This window comes from Nonomuraea sp. NPDC049480 (assembly GCF_044465905.1).
Lineage (GTDB): Bacteria > Actinomycetota > Actinomycetes > Streptosporangiales > Streptosporangiaceae > Nonomuraea.
Map to the genome: position 1 here is coordinate 36,114 of NZ_JBITMD010000002.1, position 13,839 is coordinate 49,952.

Annotated in this window: 13 protein-coding genes; 9 read left to right on the forward strand and 4 right to left on the reverse strand. The window is 72.0% G+C overall.

Annotated features, from left to right (window positions below):
• Positions 1 to 11: 11 nt before the first annotated feature.
• A complete protein-coding gene (locus tag ACIBX3_RS05645; RefSeq protein ID WP_397113471.1) occupies positions 12 to 941 on the forward strand; it encodes an aldo/keto reductase in 930 nt (309 codons plus the stop codon).
• A gap of 19 nt (positions 942 to 960) precedes the next feature.
• On the opposite strand, the gene ACIBX3_RS05650 is transcribed toward ACIBX3_RS05645, so the two are convergent.
• Positions 961 to 1,980, reverse strand: a complete 1,020-nt coding sequence (locus ACIBX3_RS05650; RefSeq protein ID WP_397113473.1) for a polyprenyl synthetase family protein — start codon at positions 1,978 to 1,980, stop codon at positions 961 to 963.
• Positions 1,981 to 2,248: 268 nt separating this feature from the next.
• Here ACIBX3_RS05650 and ACIBX3_RS05655 point away from each other — a divergent pair, with 268 nt between their 5' ends.
• The gene (locus ACIBX3_RS05655) at positions 2,249 to 3,628 is read left to right on the forward strand and encodes a cytochrome P450 (RefSeq protein WP_397113475.1); all 1,380 of its coding nucleotides are present in this window, start codon (positions 2,249 to 2,251) and stop codon (positions 3,626 to 3,628) included.
• Positions 3,625 to 5,193 (forward strand): prenyltransferase/squalene oxidase repeat-containing protein, encoded by a 1,569-nt coding sequence (locus tag ACIBX3_RS05660; protein ID WP_397113477.1) that lies wholly within the window; start codon positions 3,625 to 3,627, stop codon positions 5,191 to 5,193. The genes ACIBX3_RS05655 and ACIBX3_RS05660 overlap by 4 nt, the downstream gene beginning before the upstream one ends.
• Here the strand turns inward: ACIBX3_RS05660 and ACIBX3_RS05665 are convergent.
• Positions 5,190 to 6,230 (reverse strand): terpene synthase family protein, encoded by a 1,041-nt coding sequence (locus tag ACIBX3_RS05665; RefSeq protein WP_397113479.1) that lies wholly within the window; start codon positions 6,228 to 6,230, stop codon positions 5,190 to 5,192. The genes ACIBX3_RS05660 and ACIBX3_RS05665 overlap by 4 nt on opposite strands.
• Positions 6,231 to 6,417: 187 nt before the next feature.
• Between ACIBX3_RS05665 and ACIBX3_RS05670 the strand changes: the two genes are divergently transcribed.
• Genes ACIBX3_RS05670 through ACIBX3_RS05685 form a run of 4 tightly spaced genes read left to right on the forward strand, consistent with a single transcriptional unit; the run spans position 6,418 to position 10,097 of the window.
• Positions 6,418 to 8,739: a nitrate- and nitrite sensing domain-containing protein gene (locus ACIBX3_RS05670; RefSeq protein ID WP_397113481.1), complete on the forward strand. Its 2,322-nt coding sequence runs from the start codon at positions 6,418 to 6,420 to the stop codon at positions 8,737 to 8,739.
• Positions 8,736 to 9,155, forward strand: a complete 420-nt coding sequence (locus ACIBX3_RS05675) for a roadblock/LC7 domain-containing protein (RefSeq protein ID WP_397113483.1) — start codon at positions 8,736 to 8,738, stop codon at positions 9,153 to 9,155. The genes ACIBX3_RS05670 and ACIBX3_RS05675 overlap by 4 nt, the downstream gene beginning before the upstream one ends.
• Positions 9,152 to 9,529 carry a DUF742 domain-containing protein gene (locus ACIBX3_RS05680; RefSeq protein ID WP_397113485.1) on the forward strand — a complete coding sequence of 126 codons (378 nt, stop codon included), beginning with the start codon at positions 9,152 to 9,154 and terminating at the stop codon, positions 9,527 to 9,529. The genes ACIBX3_RS05675 and ACIBX3_RS05680 overlap by 4 nt, the downstream gene beginning before the upstream one ends.
• Positions 9,510 to 10,097, forward strand: a complete 588-nt coding sequence (locus ACIBX3_RS05685; protein ID WP_397113487.1) for a GTP-binding protein — start codon at positions 9,510 to 9,512, stop codon at positions 10,095 to 10,097. Before ACIBX3_RS05680 ends, ACIBX3_RS05685 begins: the two co-directional genes overlap by 20 nt.
• Positions 10,098 to 10,137: 40 nt before the next feature.
• Here ACIBX3_RS05685 and ACIBX3_RS05690 read toward each other — a convergent pair whose 3' ends face one another.
• A complete protein-coding gene (locus ACIBX3_RS05690) occupies positions 10,138 to 10,869 on the reverse strand; it encodes a TioE family transcriptional regulator (protein WP_397113489.1) in 732 nt (243 codons plus the stop codon).
• Between the two features lie 78 nt (positions 10,870 to 10,947).
• Between ACIBX3_RS05690 and ACIBX3_RS05695 the strand changes: the two genes are divergently transcribed.
• Positions 10,948 to 12,180 carry an erythromycin esterase family protein gene (locus ACIBX3_RS05695; RefSeq protein WP_397113491.1) on the forward strand — a complete coding sequence of 411 codons (1,233 nt, stop codon included), beginning with the start codon at positions 10,948 to 10,950 and terminating at the stop codon, positions 12,178 to 12,180.
• On the opposite strand, the gene ACIBX3_RS05700 is transcribed toward ACIBX3_RS05695, so the two are convergent.
• Entirely contained in the window at positions 12,152 to 13,087 is a 936-nt protein-coding gene (locus tag ACIBX3_RS05700; protein WP_397113493.1) for an NAD-dependent epimerase/dehydratase family protein, read from the reverse strand. The genes ACIBX3_RS05695 and ACIBX3_RS05700 overlap by 29 nt on opposite strands.
• Before the next feature lie 22 nt (positions 13,088 to 13,109).
• Between ACIBX3_RS05700 and ACIBX3_RS05705 the strand changes: the two genes are divergently transcribed.
• Positions 13,110 to 13,721, forward strand: a complete 612-nt coding sequence (locus ACIBX3_RS05705; protein WP_397113495.1) for a TetR/AcrR family transcriptional regulator — start codon at positions 13,110 to 13,112, stop codon at positions 13,719 to 13,721.
• Positions 13,722 to 13,839 lie beyond the last annotated feature (118 nt).

Genomic DNA, 13,839 nt, shown 5'->3' on the forward strand with positions numbered 1-13,839 from the left:
ATAATGGCGGGATGAGATCAATAGGTACCACGGACCTGTCCGTTTTCCCGATATCGCTCGGCACCAACGTCTTCGGCTGGACGGCGGACAAGGAGGCGTCGTTCGCGGTCCTGGACGCGTATGTCGAGGGCGGCGGCAACTTCATCGACACCGCCGACGTGTACCCGTACTGGGCGACCGGCGAGTCCACCTCCGAGATGATCATCGGTGAGTGGATGGCCGACCGGCGCAACCGCGACTCGCTCGTCCTGGCCACCAAGGTCGGCATGCTCGAAGGGCTGGAGGGCCTGGCCCCCGCCACCATCCGCACGGCGGTCGAGGACTCGCTGCGGCGGCTGCGTACCGACTACATCGACCTCTACTGGGCGCACGTCGACGACCACGACACGCCGATGGTGGAGACGCTGGCCGCCTTCGACGCGCTGGTGCGCGAGGGCAAGGTCCGGTACGTCGGAGCCTCCAACCACGGGGCGGCCCGGCTGGCGGAGGCGCTCAAGACCTCCGACGACGAGGGGCTGGTGCGATATGTGGCGCTGCAGCAGCAGTACAACCTGGTGGAGCGCGGTTACGAGGGTGAGCTCCGGGACGTGGTGGCCCGGGAGGGGCTGGCCAGCACGCCGTACTTCGGGCTGGCGCGCGGGTTCCTGACCGGCAAGTACGCGCCCGGGGTGACCGTCGACAGCCCGCGGGCCGGGATGGCCGCCGGATACCTGCAGACCGAGCACGGGCGCCGGACCCTGGAAACGCTCGCCAAGGTGGCGGCCGAGCGCTCGGTCCCGGCGGCGACCGTGGCGCTGGCCTGGCTCGCCGCCCAGCCGACGATCATCGCGCCGATCGCCAGCGCGCGCGACGTCGGCCAGCTGTGGGCGCTGATGACGGCCGCCGGGCTGACGCTGAGCCCTGAGGAACTGGCCCTCCTGGACGAGGCCTCCCGCGCCTGACCAGCCGGCGTGGGCGGGGTCAGCGGGTGCGGTTCACCAGGCCGGTGCACAAGGTCCGGAGGTCGGCGGCGTTCGGGAGGCATTCGTCCAGGACCTCGAGCGCCGACGCCAGGTAACGATCGGCCATGGCCCGGGCGGCGGCCCGGCCGCCGGCCTCCTCCACGAGGCGCGCGGCCTGGCGGGCGGACTCCTCGCCCGCGACCCCGGACGAGAGGACGGCGGCCAGTTCACGGGCGGCGGGCCCGTCGCCCGCGAGGGCGGCGAGGACGGGCAGCGTCTTCTTCTCCCGCCGCAGATCGTTGTGGACGGGCTTGCCGGTGACGTGGGGATCGCCCCAGATGCCGAGCATGTCGTCCGCGATCTGGAAGGCCACGCCCAGGTCCCGCCCCGCCTCCCACATCCGGTCCGCGAGCTCGGGCGCGCCGCCCAGGGCCACGCCCGCCGCCGCGGCCGCTCCCAGCAGGCCGCCGGTCTTGCCCGCGGCCATCTCCGTGTACTCGGCGATCGTGACCTCGTGGGGCCCGCTCCAGGGCCGGTTCTCGAAGGCCATGTCGGCGCTCTGCCCGTGGACGAGCTCGAGCAGGGCCGCCGACAGGTACGTCATCGCCTCCGGCCGCGCGGCGAGCCGGCCCACGGCCAGGGCGAGGAGGGCGTCTCCGGTCAGCAGCGCGGGCCCCACGCCGTACGCCTTCCAGAGCGCCTCGCGATGCCTGCGCCGCTCGTCGTGGTCGATGATGTCGTCGTGCGCCAGCGAGAAGGCGTGCACCAGCTCCACCGCCACCGCCGCCTGCAGCGCCGACTCGGCCGTGCCGCCGACGGCCTCGGCGCTGAGCATGGCGATGGTGGGCCGCACGCCCTTGCCGCCGTCCCCGTTGTACGGCCGGCCATCCGCGTCCGACCAGCCCAGCGCGAACGCCGCCATCCTGGCTCCCCACGGATGGAGCGCGGAGACCGCCTCGCGCATGGCCGGCTCGAACAGGCGCCGGCAACGCTCCACGGCACCGCCGGGCGGGACGGCGTCCGGATGGCTGAGATTCAACTGGCGCTCCTACCCCGGTACGATCTTGAATCTGCATGCAGGCGCATGTGACAATCCACTCACAGATTGACATATGTCCGGAAATGTCCGTGATGTGAGATGGGTGCCCATAGGCACACCAGAAGGTACATGTGGCGGCGAACGCCACCCCCCACGACTCCCCTATTTGATCGTCAAACGACCTCAGTGTGAGAATACCCAAAAGGCTACAAACGTCTCATATCAGACGTATAGCTGCATATCGCATCTGGATCAGGGGATCGCCGCCATGTCGCACGCCACGGACGCCTCCGGCACCAGCCCGAACACCCTCCCTTTTCACAAGGCGGTCCCACGACTCGTCAAGGACCCGGTCAACGAGCTGGCCAGAATGGGCGCCGCGGCCGGAGGGCGGATCGTCCGCCTCCACCTCGGCCCCTTCCGTCCCTACCTGGTCTCACACCCTGACGACGTCCAGCAGGTCCTCACGACGAACTGGTCCACCTTCCTGCGCGAGGGCATGTTCTGGCGGCCGATCCGGCGCCTGACCGGCCGGGGCATCCTCCGAGAAGGCGAGGAGTGGACGTCCACCCGGCGGATACTCCAGCCGCTCTTCACCGCGCGGGCCATGGCCTCCTTGTCCGAGGACATGGCCGGCGTCATCGCCGAGTCCGTGCTCGAACTCGACGACCACGCGCGGACGGGCCGGCCGATCGACGCCGAGGACGAGATGACGGCGATCATCAACCAGGCGGTCGTCGAGGTGCTCTTCGGCGGCCGGATCTCCCGGGAGACCGCCGGGCGGCTGGCGCCCGAGTTCGCGACCTGCGCCACGTCGTTCAGCTTCCGGCTGCTCTTCCCCACCGTGCCGTACTCCGTCCGGGTCCCCGGCGACCGCGCGTTCACGAACGCCACGAAGAACATCGACGCGATCGTCTATCCCCTGATCGAGCAGGCGCGCCGCGAGGGCGCCCGCGACGGGAAGGCGGATCTGATCGCGGCGCTGCTCGCGGCCAGGGCGGAGCAGGTCGGCGCGGGCGACCTGCGGCTGGTCCGCGACGACCTGGTCAGCATGTACGCCGTCGCCACGGAGACCACGGCGACGTCGCTGACCTGGCTGTGGACCCTGCTGCACGACCATCCCGCCGTGGGCGCCCGGCTCGGCGAGGAGATCGGCGACGTGGTGGGCGGCGGCCCGGTACGGCCGTCGCACGTGGCCCGGCTGCCGTACCTCGGCATGGTCCTGCAGGAGCTGTTACGGATGTACCCGGCGGGCTGGATCCTGCCCCGGCAGGCGATCGCGGACGCGGAGATCGGCGGCGTCCGGATCAGGGCCGGCTCGCAGGTGCTGATCAGCCCGTACGTCACCCACCGCCTGCCGGAGTTCTGGGACCGGCCCCTGGAGTTCGACCCGGACCGCTGGGCCGGCGAGGGCGCCGCCCTCCGGCACCGCTACGCGTTCTTTCCCTTCGGCGCAGGTCCGCACATGTGCCTCGGCCAGCATCTGTTCAACGTCGAGGCCCCGCTGGTGATCGCCAACCTGTTGAGCAGGTACCGGCCGGCCTTGACCAATCCCCAGCGGTTCGTCCCGCTGCCAGGGGCGTCGGCGCGGCCGAGACAACGGGTCCTGCTCCGCCTGACGCCGGCCGGCCGGGGCGGGACGGCGTGAACCACGAGAGCCTCGCCGGCGGCGTGACGGCGGACCTGGCCACGGCCGCGGGTGAGCTGGTCTCCAGCCTGATGCTGCGGCCATGGGGACAGGTGTCCACGTCGATCTACGAGACCGGCCGGATGGTCACACTGGCCCCGTGGCTGGTCGGTCACCTGGAACGGATCGACTACCTGATCGGCGCGCAGCGCCAGGACGGGGGCTGGGGCGCGCCGGACGGCTACGGCCTGGTGCCGACCCTGAGCGCCACCGAGGCGATCCTGTCGGCGCTGGCGCGCGGCGACCGGGGCCCGGATCTCGAGCGCCTGGCCCTGGCGGCGGAACGCGGCCTGCGTGTGCTCGCCGCCTGGCTGGGCGACCGGCTGGAACTGCCCGACATGCCGGCGATCGAGCACATCGTGCCGTCGCTCGTGGCCCGGATCAACCGGCACGTCGGGAACACGGCCGGTCACGCGCCCCTGCCGCTGCCCGACGGGATGAGCTACGACGCGCTCCGCCGGATCAGGTCGTGGATCGTCTCGGGTGCCGAGATCCCGGAGAAGCTGCTCCACGCCCTGGAGATCGCCGGCGACGCGGGGGGCGGGGCGCCAGGGATCCGGCCCACGGCCATCGGCACCGTCGGGGCGTCGCCCGCGGCGACCGCCGCCTGGCTGGGCGGACGGTGGGCGCAGGAAACGGACGGGCCGGTCCGCGGGCATCTGGAGGCGGTCGTCCGGCTCCACGGCGGCCCGGTGCCCGTCGGGTTGCCCATCACCGTGTTCGAGCGGGGCTGGGTGCTCAGCTGGCTGGTCCGCGCGGGCGTGCCCGTCGAAGCTCCGCCGGAGATGGTCGCGGATCTGAGGGCGGCGATCGGGCCCGGCGGGACGGCCGCGGGGCCGGGGCTGCCGGCCGACGCCGACACGACGTCCGTGGCGCTGTACGCCCTGTCGCTGCTCGGGGCGCCGTGCGAGCCGGACAGCCTGTGGCGGTTCCGCTCCGGCGCCCACTTCTCCACCTGGCTCGGCGAGCAGGGCGTCTCGGTCAGCGTCAACGCGCACGCCCTGGACGCCTTCGGCCAGTACGCGGCCCGCAGGCCGGCCGCCGCCCCGCGCTACGAGCCGACCATCTCCGGCCTGGCCGCCTGGATCCGCGACCGGCAGCGGCCGGACGGGAGCTGGACCGATCGCTGGCACGCCTCGCCCTACTACGCCACCGTCAGCTGCACGCTGGCGCTCGACGCCTTCGGCGGTGACGCGTCAGCCGGAGCGGTGCGCGCGGCCGTCGAGTGGGTGCTGGCCACGCAACGGCCGGACGGCTCCTGGGGCCGCTGGGAGGGCACCGCGGAAGAGACCGCGTACGGCATCCAGACCCTGCTGCTGACCAGGGGCGGAACCGACCCGCGCCGGGTGCGCGCCGCGGACGCGGGCCAGGCGTACCTGACGGCCTGGGGCGGCAAGGAGCACCCTCCGCTCTGGCATGACAAGGACCTGTACGTGCCGCTGGCCGTGACCCGCGCCGCGGTGATCGCCGCGGCGCACCTCGCGGAGCGGGCGCGCCGCCCGTCGCAGAAGGAGACGGTCCCCTAGACGCCGTGCGCGCCCACGTCCCTGACCAGGTCCTGAACGGTGTACGCGTGCGTGTCCCTGGCCATGTACCAGGCGCCGTTGAACGCCACACTCCTGCGCTGTCCCTCCGCGACGCCCGCCAGCGCGGGGGGCAGCTCCGCGAGCGCGGCGGCGAAGGCCGCGTTGAGCTCGGCGATGTGCCCGGAGACGCGTTCGACCGCCGCCTCCACGGTCATCCCGGCGCGCTCCAGGATGAGAACGGAGTTCGGCTTGCCCTCGCTTCTCTCGCGTTCGAACGTCCTGATGTCGTTGGCGAGCCGCATGCACGCGGCGCCGAGCGCGGTGGCGGGCGCGATCGATTCCCAGTGGGCGGGGTCGGCGGGGGCGGGGCCGCAGATCGCCAGGGCGGCCGCCCACCAGGTGGGGTAGAGGATCGTGACGCGGCCGTTGGCCAGATAGTCGTCGTACGCCGGCCAGGGCTCGCCGCCCGCCGCCCAGACCCGCTCGCGGGCCATGGCCGCGCCGGCCAGTTCCAGCCGCCGCACCAGGGTCGGCACGTGCGCCGCGGCGCCGGGGTGCCGGTGGAACCGGTCGCACCAGCCCTGCCAGGCGTGCAGGGCCTGCCCCATGGGATCGGGCGGCGCCGCGGAGCTCCGGGGCGACGGCCCGGAGACCCCGGCGCTCAACCTCGCGAAGAACGCGGCGACGTCGCCGTGGGACCATTGTCCCGCGATGTCGTCGGCGATGTCGTCGATGCCGAACAGGATCGTGGTCAGCGCCCCGAGATCGGCGATCTGGTCCGGCCGCGCGTGCGGGAACGTCGCCGCCGCCGACAGGCAGCTGAACGACAAGCGGCTCGCGGTGCTGTCGCCGTCGGCGAACAGCCCGGTGGAGTGCCGGAGCAGCCCTTCCGCTTCGGGCACGGCGCCGGCCGCGGCCCTGAGCACGGCGCCCCGATCCTTCTCCGGTACGCCGGCCAGCCGGTGCGCCCCGTGAAGGAGGCGGTCCACGACGTCGTTTCTGATGCTGAAGTACCCGGAGGGCCCGGCGTCGCTCACGTGATCAGGATATCCACTTGGATCCTATTTACTGAATTCTGTCAAAAAAGGGATTTTTGTGAGCAAAGTGATTAGTGCTGCTTGAGAGGTGCTTTGAGCGTGCGCTAGGGTTTCTTGATCGATAGCGTCGATATGCCACTTCAGTCCTGGTGGTCAGCATGAAAAATTCCTTCACAGGGTGGGTGTAATGGGCTTCCGCAATACCCGGCTGCGGACCAAAGTCACGGCTCTGCTGGTCTCGCTCGCGGCGCTGTGGGCCTTCGCCGCCTGGGTCACCCTTCGTGAAGGTGTCAACCTCCTGTGGGTCTCCCAGCTCGACTCCAGCATCGTGGCGCCGAGCGAACCCCTCCTCGTCGAACTGCAGCGGGAGCGCCGGATCTCGATCGTCAAGCTGAGCAACGCGACGACGCGGACCCGCAAGGACCTCGACACCCAGCGCAAGCAGACCGACCTCGCGCTGACCGCCTTCAGAGAGGCCGCGAGCGCGGGCATCGTCGACTGGGCGATGGACGACGAGGCGGCCAGGCGGCTCGGCGACGTGTTCCGGCAGCTCGACACCCTCAAGAAGACCCGGCAGGACGTGGATTCGGGCCAGGCCGGCCGCATCGAGGCGACGGCCGCCTACGGCGACGTCATCGACTCCGTCTACGGCCTCTACGGCTCCATGGCGACGCTCGACGACAAGACCCTCGCCAAGGACATCCGCACCCTCCTCACCCTGAGCCGCGCCAGGGAGGTCCTGTCCAGGGAGGACGCGCTGCTCGCCGGCGTCCTCGTCGAGGGCCGGCTGTCCCCCGCGGAGCACGCGCGGTTCACCCAGATCACGGGGGCCTGGCACCTCCTCGCCGAGCAGGCCGGCGCCGACCTCCCGCTCTCGGAGAAGGCCGCCTACGACAAGCTGATCAACGGCCAGTCCTTCGCTCGCCTGCGGGCGCTGGAGAAAGCGCTCTCCGAGCAGGACCCGAGCGCGGGAAGCCTGCCGTTCAGCGCCGACCAGTGGAAGGCCACGGCCGACCGCGCCCTGGGCGACCTCAACACACTGGTGATCGGCGGCGGGGACCGCCTGGTGGACCGGGCCGTGCCCGTCGCCGTCAACGTGGTCGTCCGGCTGGCCCTGGCGGGCGGTCTCGGGCTCCTCGCGGTCATCGCCTCGATCGTCCTGTCCATCACCACGGCGCGCTCGCTCTTCGCCCAGTTGCAGAAGCTGCGCGACGCCGCGCACGAGCTGTCGGACGACCGGCTCCCCAGCGTGGTCGACCGGATCGGGCGGGGCGAGGAGGTCGACGTGGCGGCCGAGGCGCCGCCGCTGCAGTTCGGCGACGACGAGATCGGCCAGGTGGGCCAGGCGTTCAACACCGTGCAGAGCACCGCGATCAGAGTGGCCGCCGAGCAGGCGGAGCTGCGCCGCAGCATCCGCGACATCCTGCTCAGCCTGGCCCGCAGGACGCAGGGCCTGGTGCACAGGCAGCTCACCGTGCTCGACGTGATGGAGCGCCGCGAGACCGATCCCGAGGAGCTGAAGGAGCTTTTCCGGCTGGACCACCTCGCCATCCGGATGCGGCGCAACGCGGAGAATCTCATCGTGCTCTCCGGCTCCTCCCCCGCCCGCACGTGGCGCCGCTCGGTGCCCATGGTCGACGTCGTACGCGGCGCGCTGGCCGAGGTCGAGGACTACACCCGGGTCACGCTGCTGCCGATGGGCGAGGTCGTGCTCGTCGGCCGCGCCGTCGGCGACGTCGTCCACCTGCTGGCCGAGCTCATCGAGAACGCCGTGTCGTTCTCCCCGCCGTACACGAACGTGCAGGTCGGCGGCCAGCTCGTGGCCAACGGATACGTGATCGAGATCGAGGACCGGGGCCTGGGCATGAAGCCCGAGGACCTCGCGGCCGCGAACGAGCGCATCGCGAATCCGCCCGAGTTCCGCATCACGGGCACCGCCCGGCTGGGGCTCTACGTGGTCAGCCAGCTGGCCAGGCGGCACGACATCCAGGTGGTGCTCAAGCCGTCGCCGTACGGCGGGACGACGGTCGTGGTGCTGCTGCCGCAGGACCTCGTCCAGCTCGACCCCATGCCCGAGAGGCACGGCGGCGCGGGCGGGGAACGGCTGCCGCGCCGGCCGACGGCCGTGGTGACGGCGGCGCGCCCCGCCGTCACCGGGGAGAACGTGCGCGCGCTCAAGCGCGCGCGCCCGGCCCCCGTCCCGGCGTCCGCGCCGCTCCCGGACCCGGTCCCCGAACCAGAACCTGAACCCGAACCGCCGGCGGAACCGGAGCAGCAGCCCGTGGCCGAGTTCACACCGTCCGGGCTGCCGCTGCGCGTACCCCAGGCCAACCTTGCGCCGCCGCTGCGGGACGACACGCCCACGCAGCCAGACTTCGAGGATGACGATGACGAGCGCTCGCCGGAGGAGATCCGCGCGATGATGGGATCCCTGCAGTCAGGCACCCGCCTCGGCCGCACTGAAGCGGCCAGGATGCTGGAGGAGCAGTCGGGAGGCGAGGCATCATGACCCCCACCTCGGGCACTGACCTGAACTGGCTGCTCGACGACCTCGTCGGCCGCGTCAAGGAGGCCGACCACGCCATCGTGCTGTCATCCGACGGCCTGTTGATGGCCTCGTCCGCCGGGTTGCAGCGGACCGACGGCGAGCACCTGTCCGCCGTGGCCTCCGGGCTGCAGAGCCTGGCCAGGGGCGTCTCGGACCGCATCGCCGGCGGCCCGGTGCGGCAGACCGTCGTGGAATGGAGGAACCAGTTCCTCATCGTGACCGCGGCGGGCGAGCGCGCCTGCCTGGCCGTGCTGTGCGTGCAGGGCGCCGACATCGGGCTGATCGCGTACGAGATGGCGATGATGGTCGCCCGGGTGGGCCAGTACCTCACCTCGGGCGCCCGCAACGCCGAGACCGTGGCGAGGGGCGACCGGTGACAGGGACGGGCGGCCCGACGGACGAGCACTGGGTCGACCCGGAGATCGTCCGGCCCTACGTCGTCACGCGCGGCCGGACGCAGCCGGCGCACGGCAAGTTCGACCTGATCTCCATGGCCCTGGCGATCGGCCCGCCGCCGGGCCCGGACGCCGGACTGGACCCCGAGCACCTGCGGATCCTGCAGCTCTGCCGCGAGCCCAAGTCCGTCGCCGAGATCGCCGCTCACCTGGACCTCCCCGCCGGCACCATCCGCGTGCTGCTCGGGGACCTGTTCGACCGCGAACTCGTCTCTGCCCAGGAACCGCAATCCGAGGTGGACATGCACGACATGAAGATGTACAGGGCGGTGCTCGATGGTCTTCGCTCGCTCTGAGCGCCCGCGCCTGCCGACGGCGATCAAGATCCTCGTCGCCGGGGGCTTCGGCGCGGGCAAGACGACGATGGTCGGCGCGGTCTCCGAGACCCGGCCGCTGCGGACGGAGGAGATCCTCACCGACCGCGGGGTCGGCGTGGACGACCTCACCTCGGTGGAGGCCAAGCGGACCACCACCGTGGCGATGGACTTCGGCCGGATCACGCTCGGCACCGACTACGTCCTCTACCTGTTCGGGACGCCGGGGCAGGAGCGGTTCTGGTTCGTGTGGGACGAGCTGGCGGAGGGCTCGCTCGGCGCGGTCATCCTGGCGGACACGCGGCGCCTGGCGGACTGCTTCCCGTCGGTGGACTATTTCGAGCGGCGGGGCACGCCGTTCGTGGTGGCGGTCAACTGCTTCGAGGGGGCGCCGACGTTCGAGCTGGAAGAGGTACGCCTGGCGCTGCAGCTCGACCCCGCGATCCCGATCATCATGTGTGACGCGCGGAAGCGGGACTCGAGCAGGGAGGTCCTGATCACGCTGGTGCAGCACTCGGCGCAGATGCGCGCGGAGCCCGTCGGAAGCTGAGGCCCGCTGTTCATCGTCGCGGGCCCACGAGCAGCGCGGGTCAGGCCGCGCCCTCCTGGCCCGAGGCGCGGTGGCGCAGGTAGGCGTCCAGTTCGCCGGCGCCGCCCAGCATCGCGCGCCCGCGGGCGGACAGCCGGCCGTGCCAGTCGTGCAGGGCGGACTCCAGCGGCGCCAGCCCGCCGGCGGTGCGCACCTGCTCGATCAGTGGGGAGATCTGCTCCAGCAGATAGCCGCCCCGCCGCAGCTGGTGCGCCAGCCGGGCGTCCCGTACGTCGGCCGCGCTGTACACCCGGTAACCGGTCTGCCGGTCGCGGCGCGGCATCACCAACCCGGCGCGCTCCCATTTGCGCAGCGTCGCGGGCCGGATTCCGAGTTTCCTGGCCAGCGGCCCGATGAACGTGACGCCGGGCTCGGGAGCGTCGCCGGGCAGGGTCGCGGGCGCGAGGTCGCGGAGGGCGTTCTCGACGGCGAGGAGGGTGCGGCGGTCGTCGAGGAGCCGGGCGTGGCTCTGGTCGATCAGCTCCAGCGCGTCCTCCACTGCGTCCCGGTTGACCGCCTGCATGATCGAGGTCGCGGTCTGGTGGCCGTGGCCGGGCACCAGGGCGAGGAAGGCACGGAGCGCCTGCGCGTGGAGCGCGGTGTAGGCGCGGTAGCCGGAGGGTGTGCGGGCGGCGGGCGGGAGGATGCCGGCCTCCTCGTAGTTCCTGATCGCCTGGGTGGACAGGCCGTGCTCGCGGGCGAGGTCCACCGGCCGGAGTCGCTCGTTCGCCATGTTGAAGGTCCGACCTCGTGTACGGGGCTGATATCGGCTCAAAGTCTACACAGAAGGTTCAACGATACCGTAGAAGGCATGGAAATCAGGGATACCGCTTACGCCCTCGACACGGAGGGCCCCGCCGCCGTCACGAGGCTCCTCCGGTCGCTCCCCGCCCGGCCCCGGCTGCTCGGGCTGGGCGAGGCGAAGCACGGCGAGGAGGCGCTTCTCGAACTGCGGAACGAGATCTTCCGGCACCTGGTCGAGCACGAGGGCTACCGGTCGTTCGCGTTGGAGAGCGACTGTCTCATGGGGCTGGTCGTGGACGACTACGTCACGGCGGGCACGGGGACGCTCGACGACGTCATGGCGCGTGGCTTCAGTCACGGGTTCGGTGCGTCGGCGGCCACGCGCGAGCTCGTCCGCTGGATGCGCGCGTACAACGAGGAACGGTCACCGGCGGAGCGGTTGCGGTTCTTCGGGTTCGACGGGCCCTTGGAGATGACCGTGGCCGCGAGCCCCCGGCAGGCGCTCACCGCACTGCACGGCTACCTCGCGGCCTGGATCGACGCCGGGCTCCTCGCCTGCACCGCGGAGACCCTCGATCGCCTGATCGGCGCGGACGACCGGTGGACGAATCCGGCGGCGGCCATGGATCCCACCCAGTCGGTGGGCCAGTCCGCCGAGGCCAAGGAGCTGCGTCTCATCGCGGACGATCTGGTGGCGCTGCTCGACGCGCAGACGCCGCACCTGATCGCGGCCACCTCGCGGGAGGCCTGGTGGCGGGCGTCCCTGTACGGGCGCACCGCGACCGGCCTGCTCCGCTACCACTTCTGGATGGTCGACGCGTCACCGCCCCGGGTGACACGGCTGATGTGCATGCGTGACGGGATGATGGCCGGCAACCTCGAGGCCATCGCGGAGCACGGGCCCACGCTGGTCTACGGCGGGAACCGGCACCTCCAGCGGGACAAGAGCACGTTGAAGCTGGGTGACCTGCCGCTGGAGTGGTGGAGCGCAGGGGCGATCGTCGACGCTCGGCTGGGCGACCGGTACGCCTTCCTGGCCTCGGCCCTCGGCACCGTACGCCACCAGAGCCTCGGCGTCCCGCACCCGGACACCCTGGAGGGACTCCTGTACACGCTCCCGGGAAACCGCTACGTCATCGACGCCCCCCGGCTGGCCGCGGCCCTTGACGGCGCGGGCAGGAAACCGGCCCCGCGCAAGGACATGTCGGCCGACTACCTCTACATCACGCTGGACCCGGACCACGTGGGCGAGAACGACGGGATCGTCTTCGTCAAGGACGTCCCCCCGAACCCGGCGTGAGCACGGCGGCCGTGGCCGGCCAGCCCTCCCGGGCGCTGGGATAGCGCGGGGACCAGCCGGTGGCCGCGCGGAATCGGGCGTTGCCGACCCGTAGCGAGCGGGTGAGCGAGGTGAGGCGGTCGCCGAAGAGGTACGCGGCGCGGCCGGGGACACGCAGCCACAGGCGGGCGCCGGCGGCGCGGGCGAGCGTGTCGGCGTACTCCCGCTTGGTCAGCGGCTCGTCGTCGACCACGTTGTACGTGCCCGCGGGCACCCCGAGGGCCGCGACCACGGCGGAGGCGGCGTCGGCCAGGTGGATGGAGGAGACGTAGCCGTCCGGGCGGCCGAGGACCATGCCGACGTGGTGGCGGGCCTGGGCGTACATCTGCTCGCTGTGCGCGGCGCCCGGCCCGTAGAACCAGCCGAAGCGCAGCACCACCCCCGCACCGCCGCCCTCCCGCTCGAAGCGGTGCGCGCCGGCCTCGGCGGCGAAGTTGCCGCGGGTCAGCGGGTAGTGATCCACGGGCGCGTCCTCGTCGATCCAGCGTGCGCCCTGGTCGCGGTAGAGCATGCTGACCGACTCCTGCACGACCCGGCCGACGCCGGCGGCGAGCGCGGCGTCCACGACCGCGGCCGAGCCCTCGGCGCGCACCCGGTGGTTCTCGCGCTGTGCCCCGGCGCTCATGAACCTGCTCATCGGCGGGATCGCGCTCGCCAGGTTGACCACCGCGTCGTGCCCGGCGAACGCCGAGGTCAGGGCCTCGCGGTCGAAGAGCGAGACCGTGACGGGGATGGCGCCGCGATCTCTGAGCGCGGCCGCCTTGCCCGGCGTGCGGGCGAGGGCGGTCACCGTGTGTCCCGCGGAGAGCAGCGCCGGGAGCGCGTGACCGCCGATCGCCCCGGTGCCGCCGGTGATGAACACTCGCATAGTGAGAGAGTACTCTCTTACCATGGCCAGATCCACGCCGGGCGTCACCCGGCAGCGCCTCATCGACGAGGCGGTGCGGCTGTTCTCCACCCGGGGATACGCCGCGACCTCGGTCGCCGACATCCAGGCGGCATGCGGGCTCACCACCGGCTCGGGCGCCCTGTACAAGCACTTCCCGTCCAAGCGCGCCCTCCTGGAAGAGGCCGTGCGGCAGAACCTGGAGACGATCGCCGAGCGCGCGGCGGCGGCCACGGCGCAGCCGCCCGCCGGCGAGGGCGGGCGGGTGGCGCTGGAGCGCATGGCGCGGGTGGTCTGGGACGTGCTCGAGAGCGACAGCGCGCTCGTCCGCATCATGCTGCGCGAGTACGACGCGTTCCCGGAGCTGTTCGAGCGCATGTGGCAGGGCGTGCTCGCGGGCGTCTACCAGCAGGGGGCCATGTGGATCGCCGCGCAGAAGGAGCTGGGCACCGTCGAGGCCGACGATCCGGAGGCGACCGCGGCCGTGCTGCTGGCGTCCTTGACCTACTACCCGATCCTCCGCACCATGATCGGCCACACGCCCGGTGACCTCGCCCCGGAACGTTTCCTCGCCACCTGGGTCGAGCACGCCGCCGCCACGTTGAAGCTGCGCTGATCCGGCGTCCGCGGGCCTGCGGTTCCCAGGGGTTCGCCTAGGGAAACCCCCGAGCCGGGTCCTGATACACGCCTGCCCGGCAGCTCCTATTCTTGGTCCGTTTGCCCGCGTTCCTGCT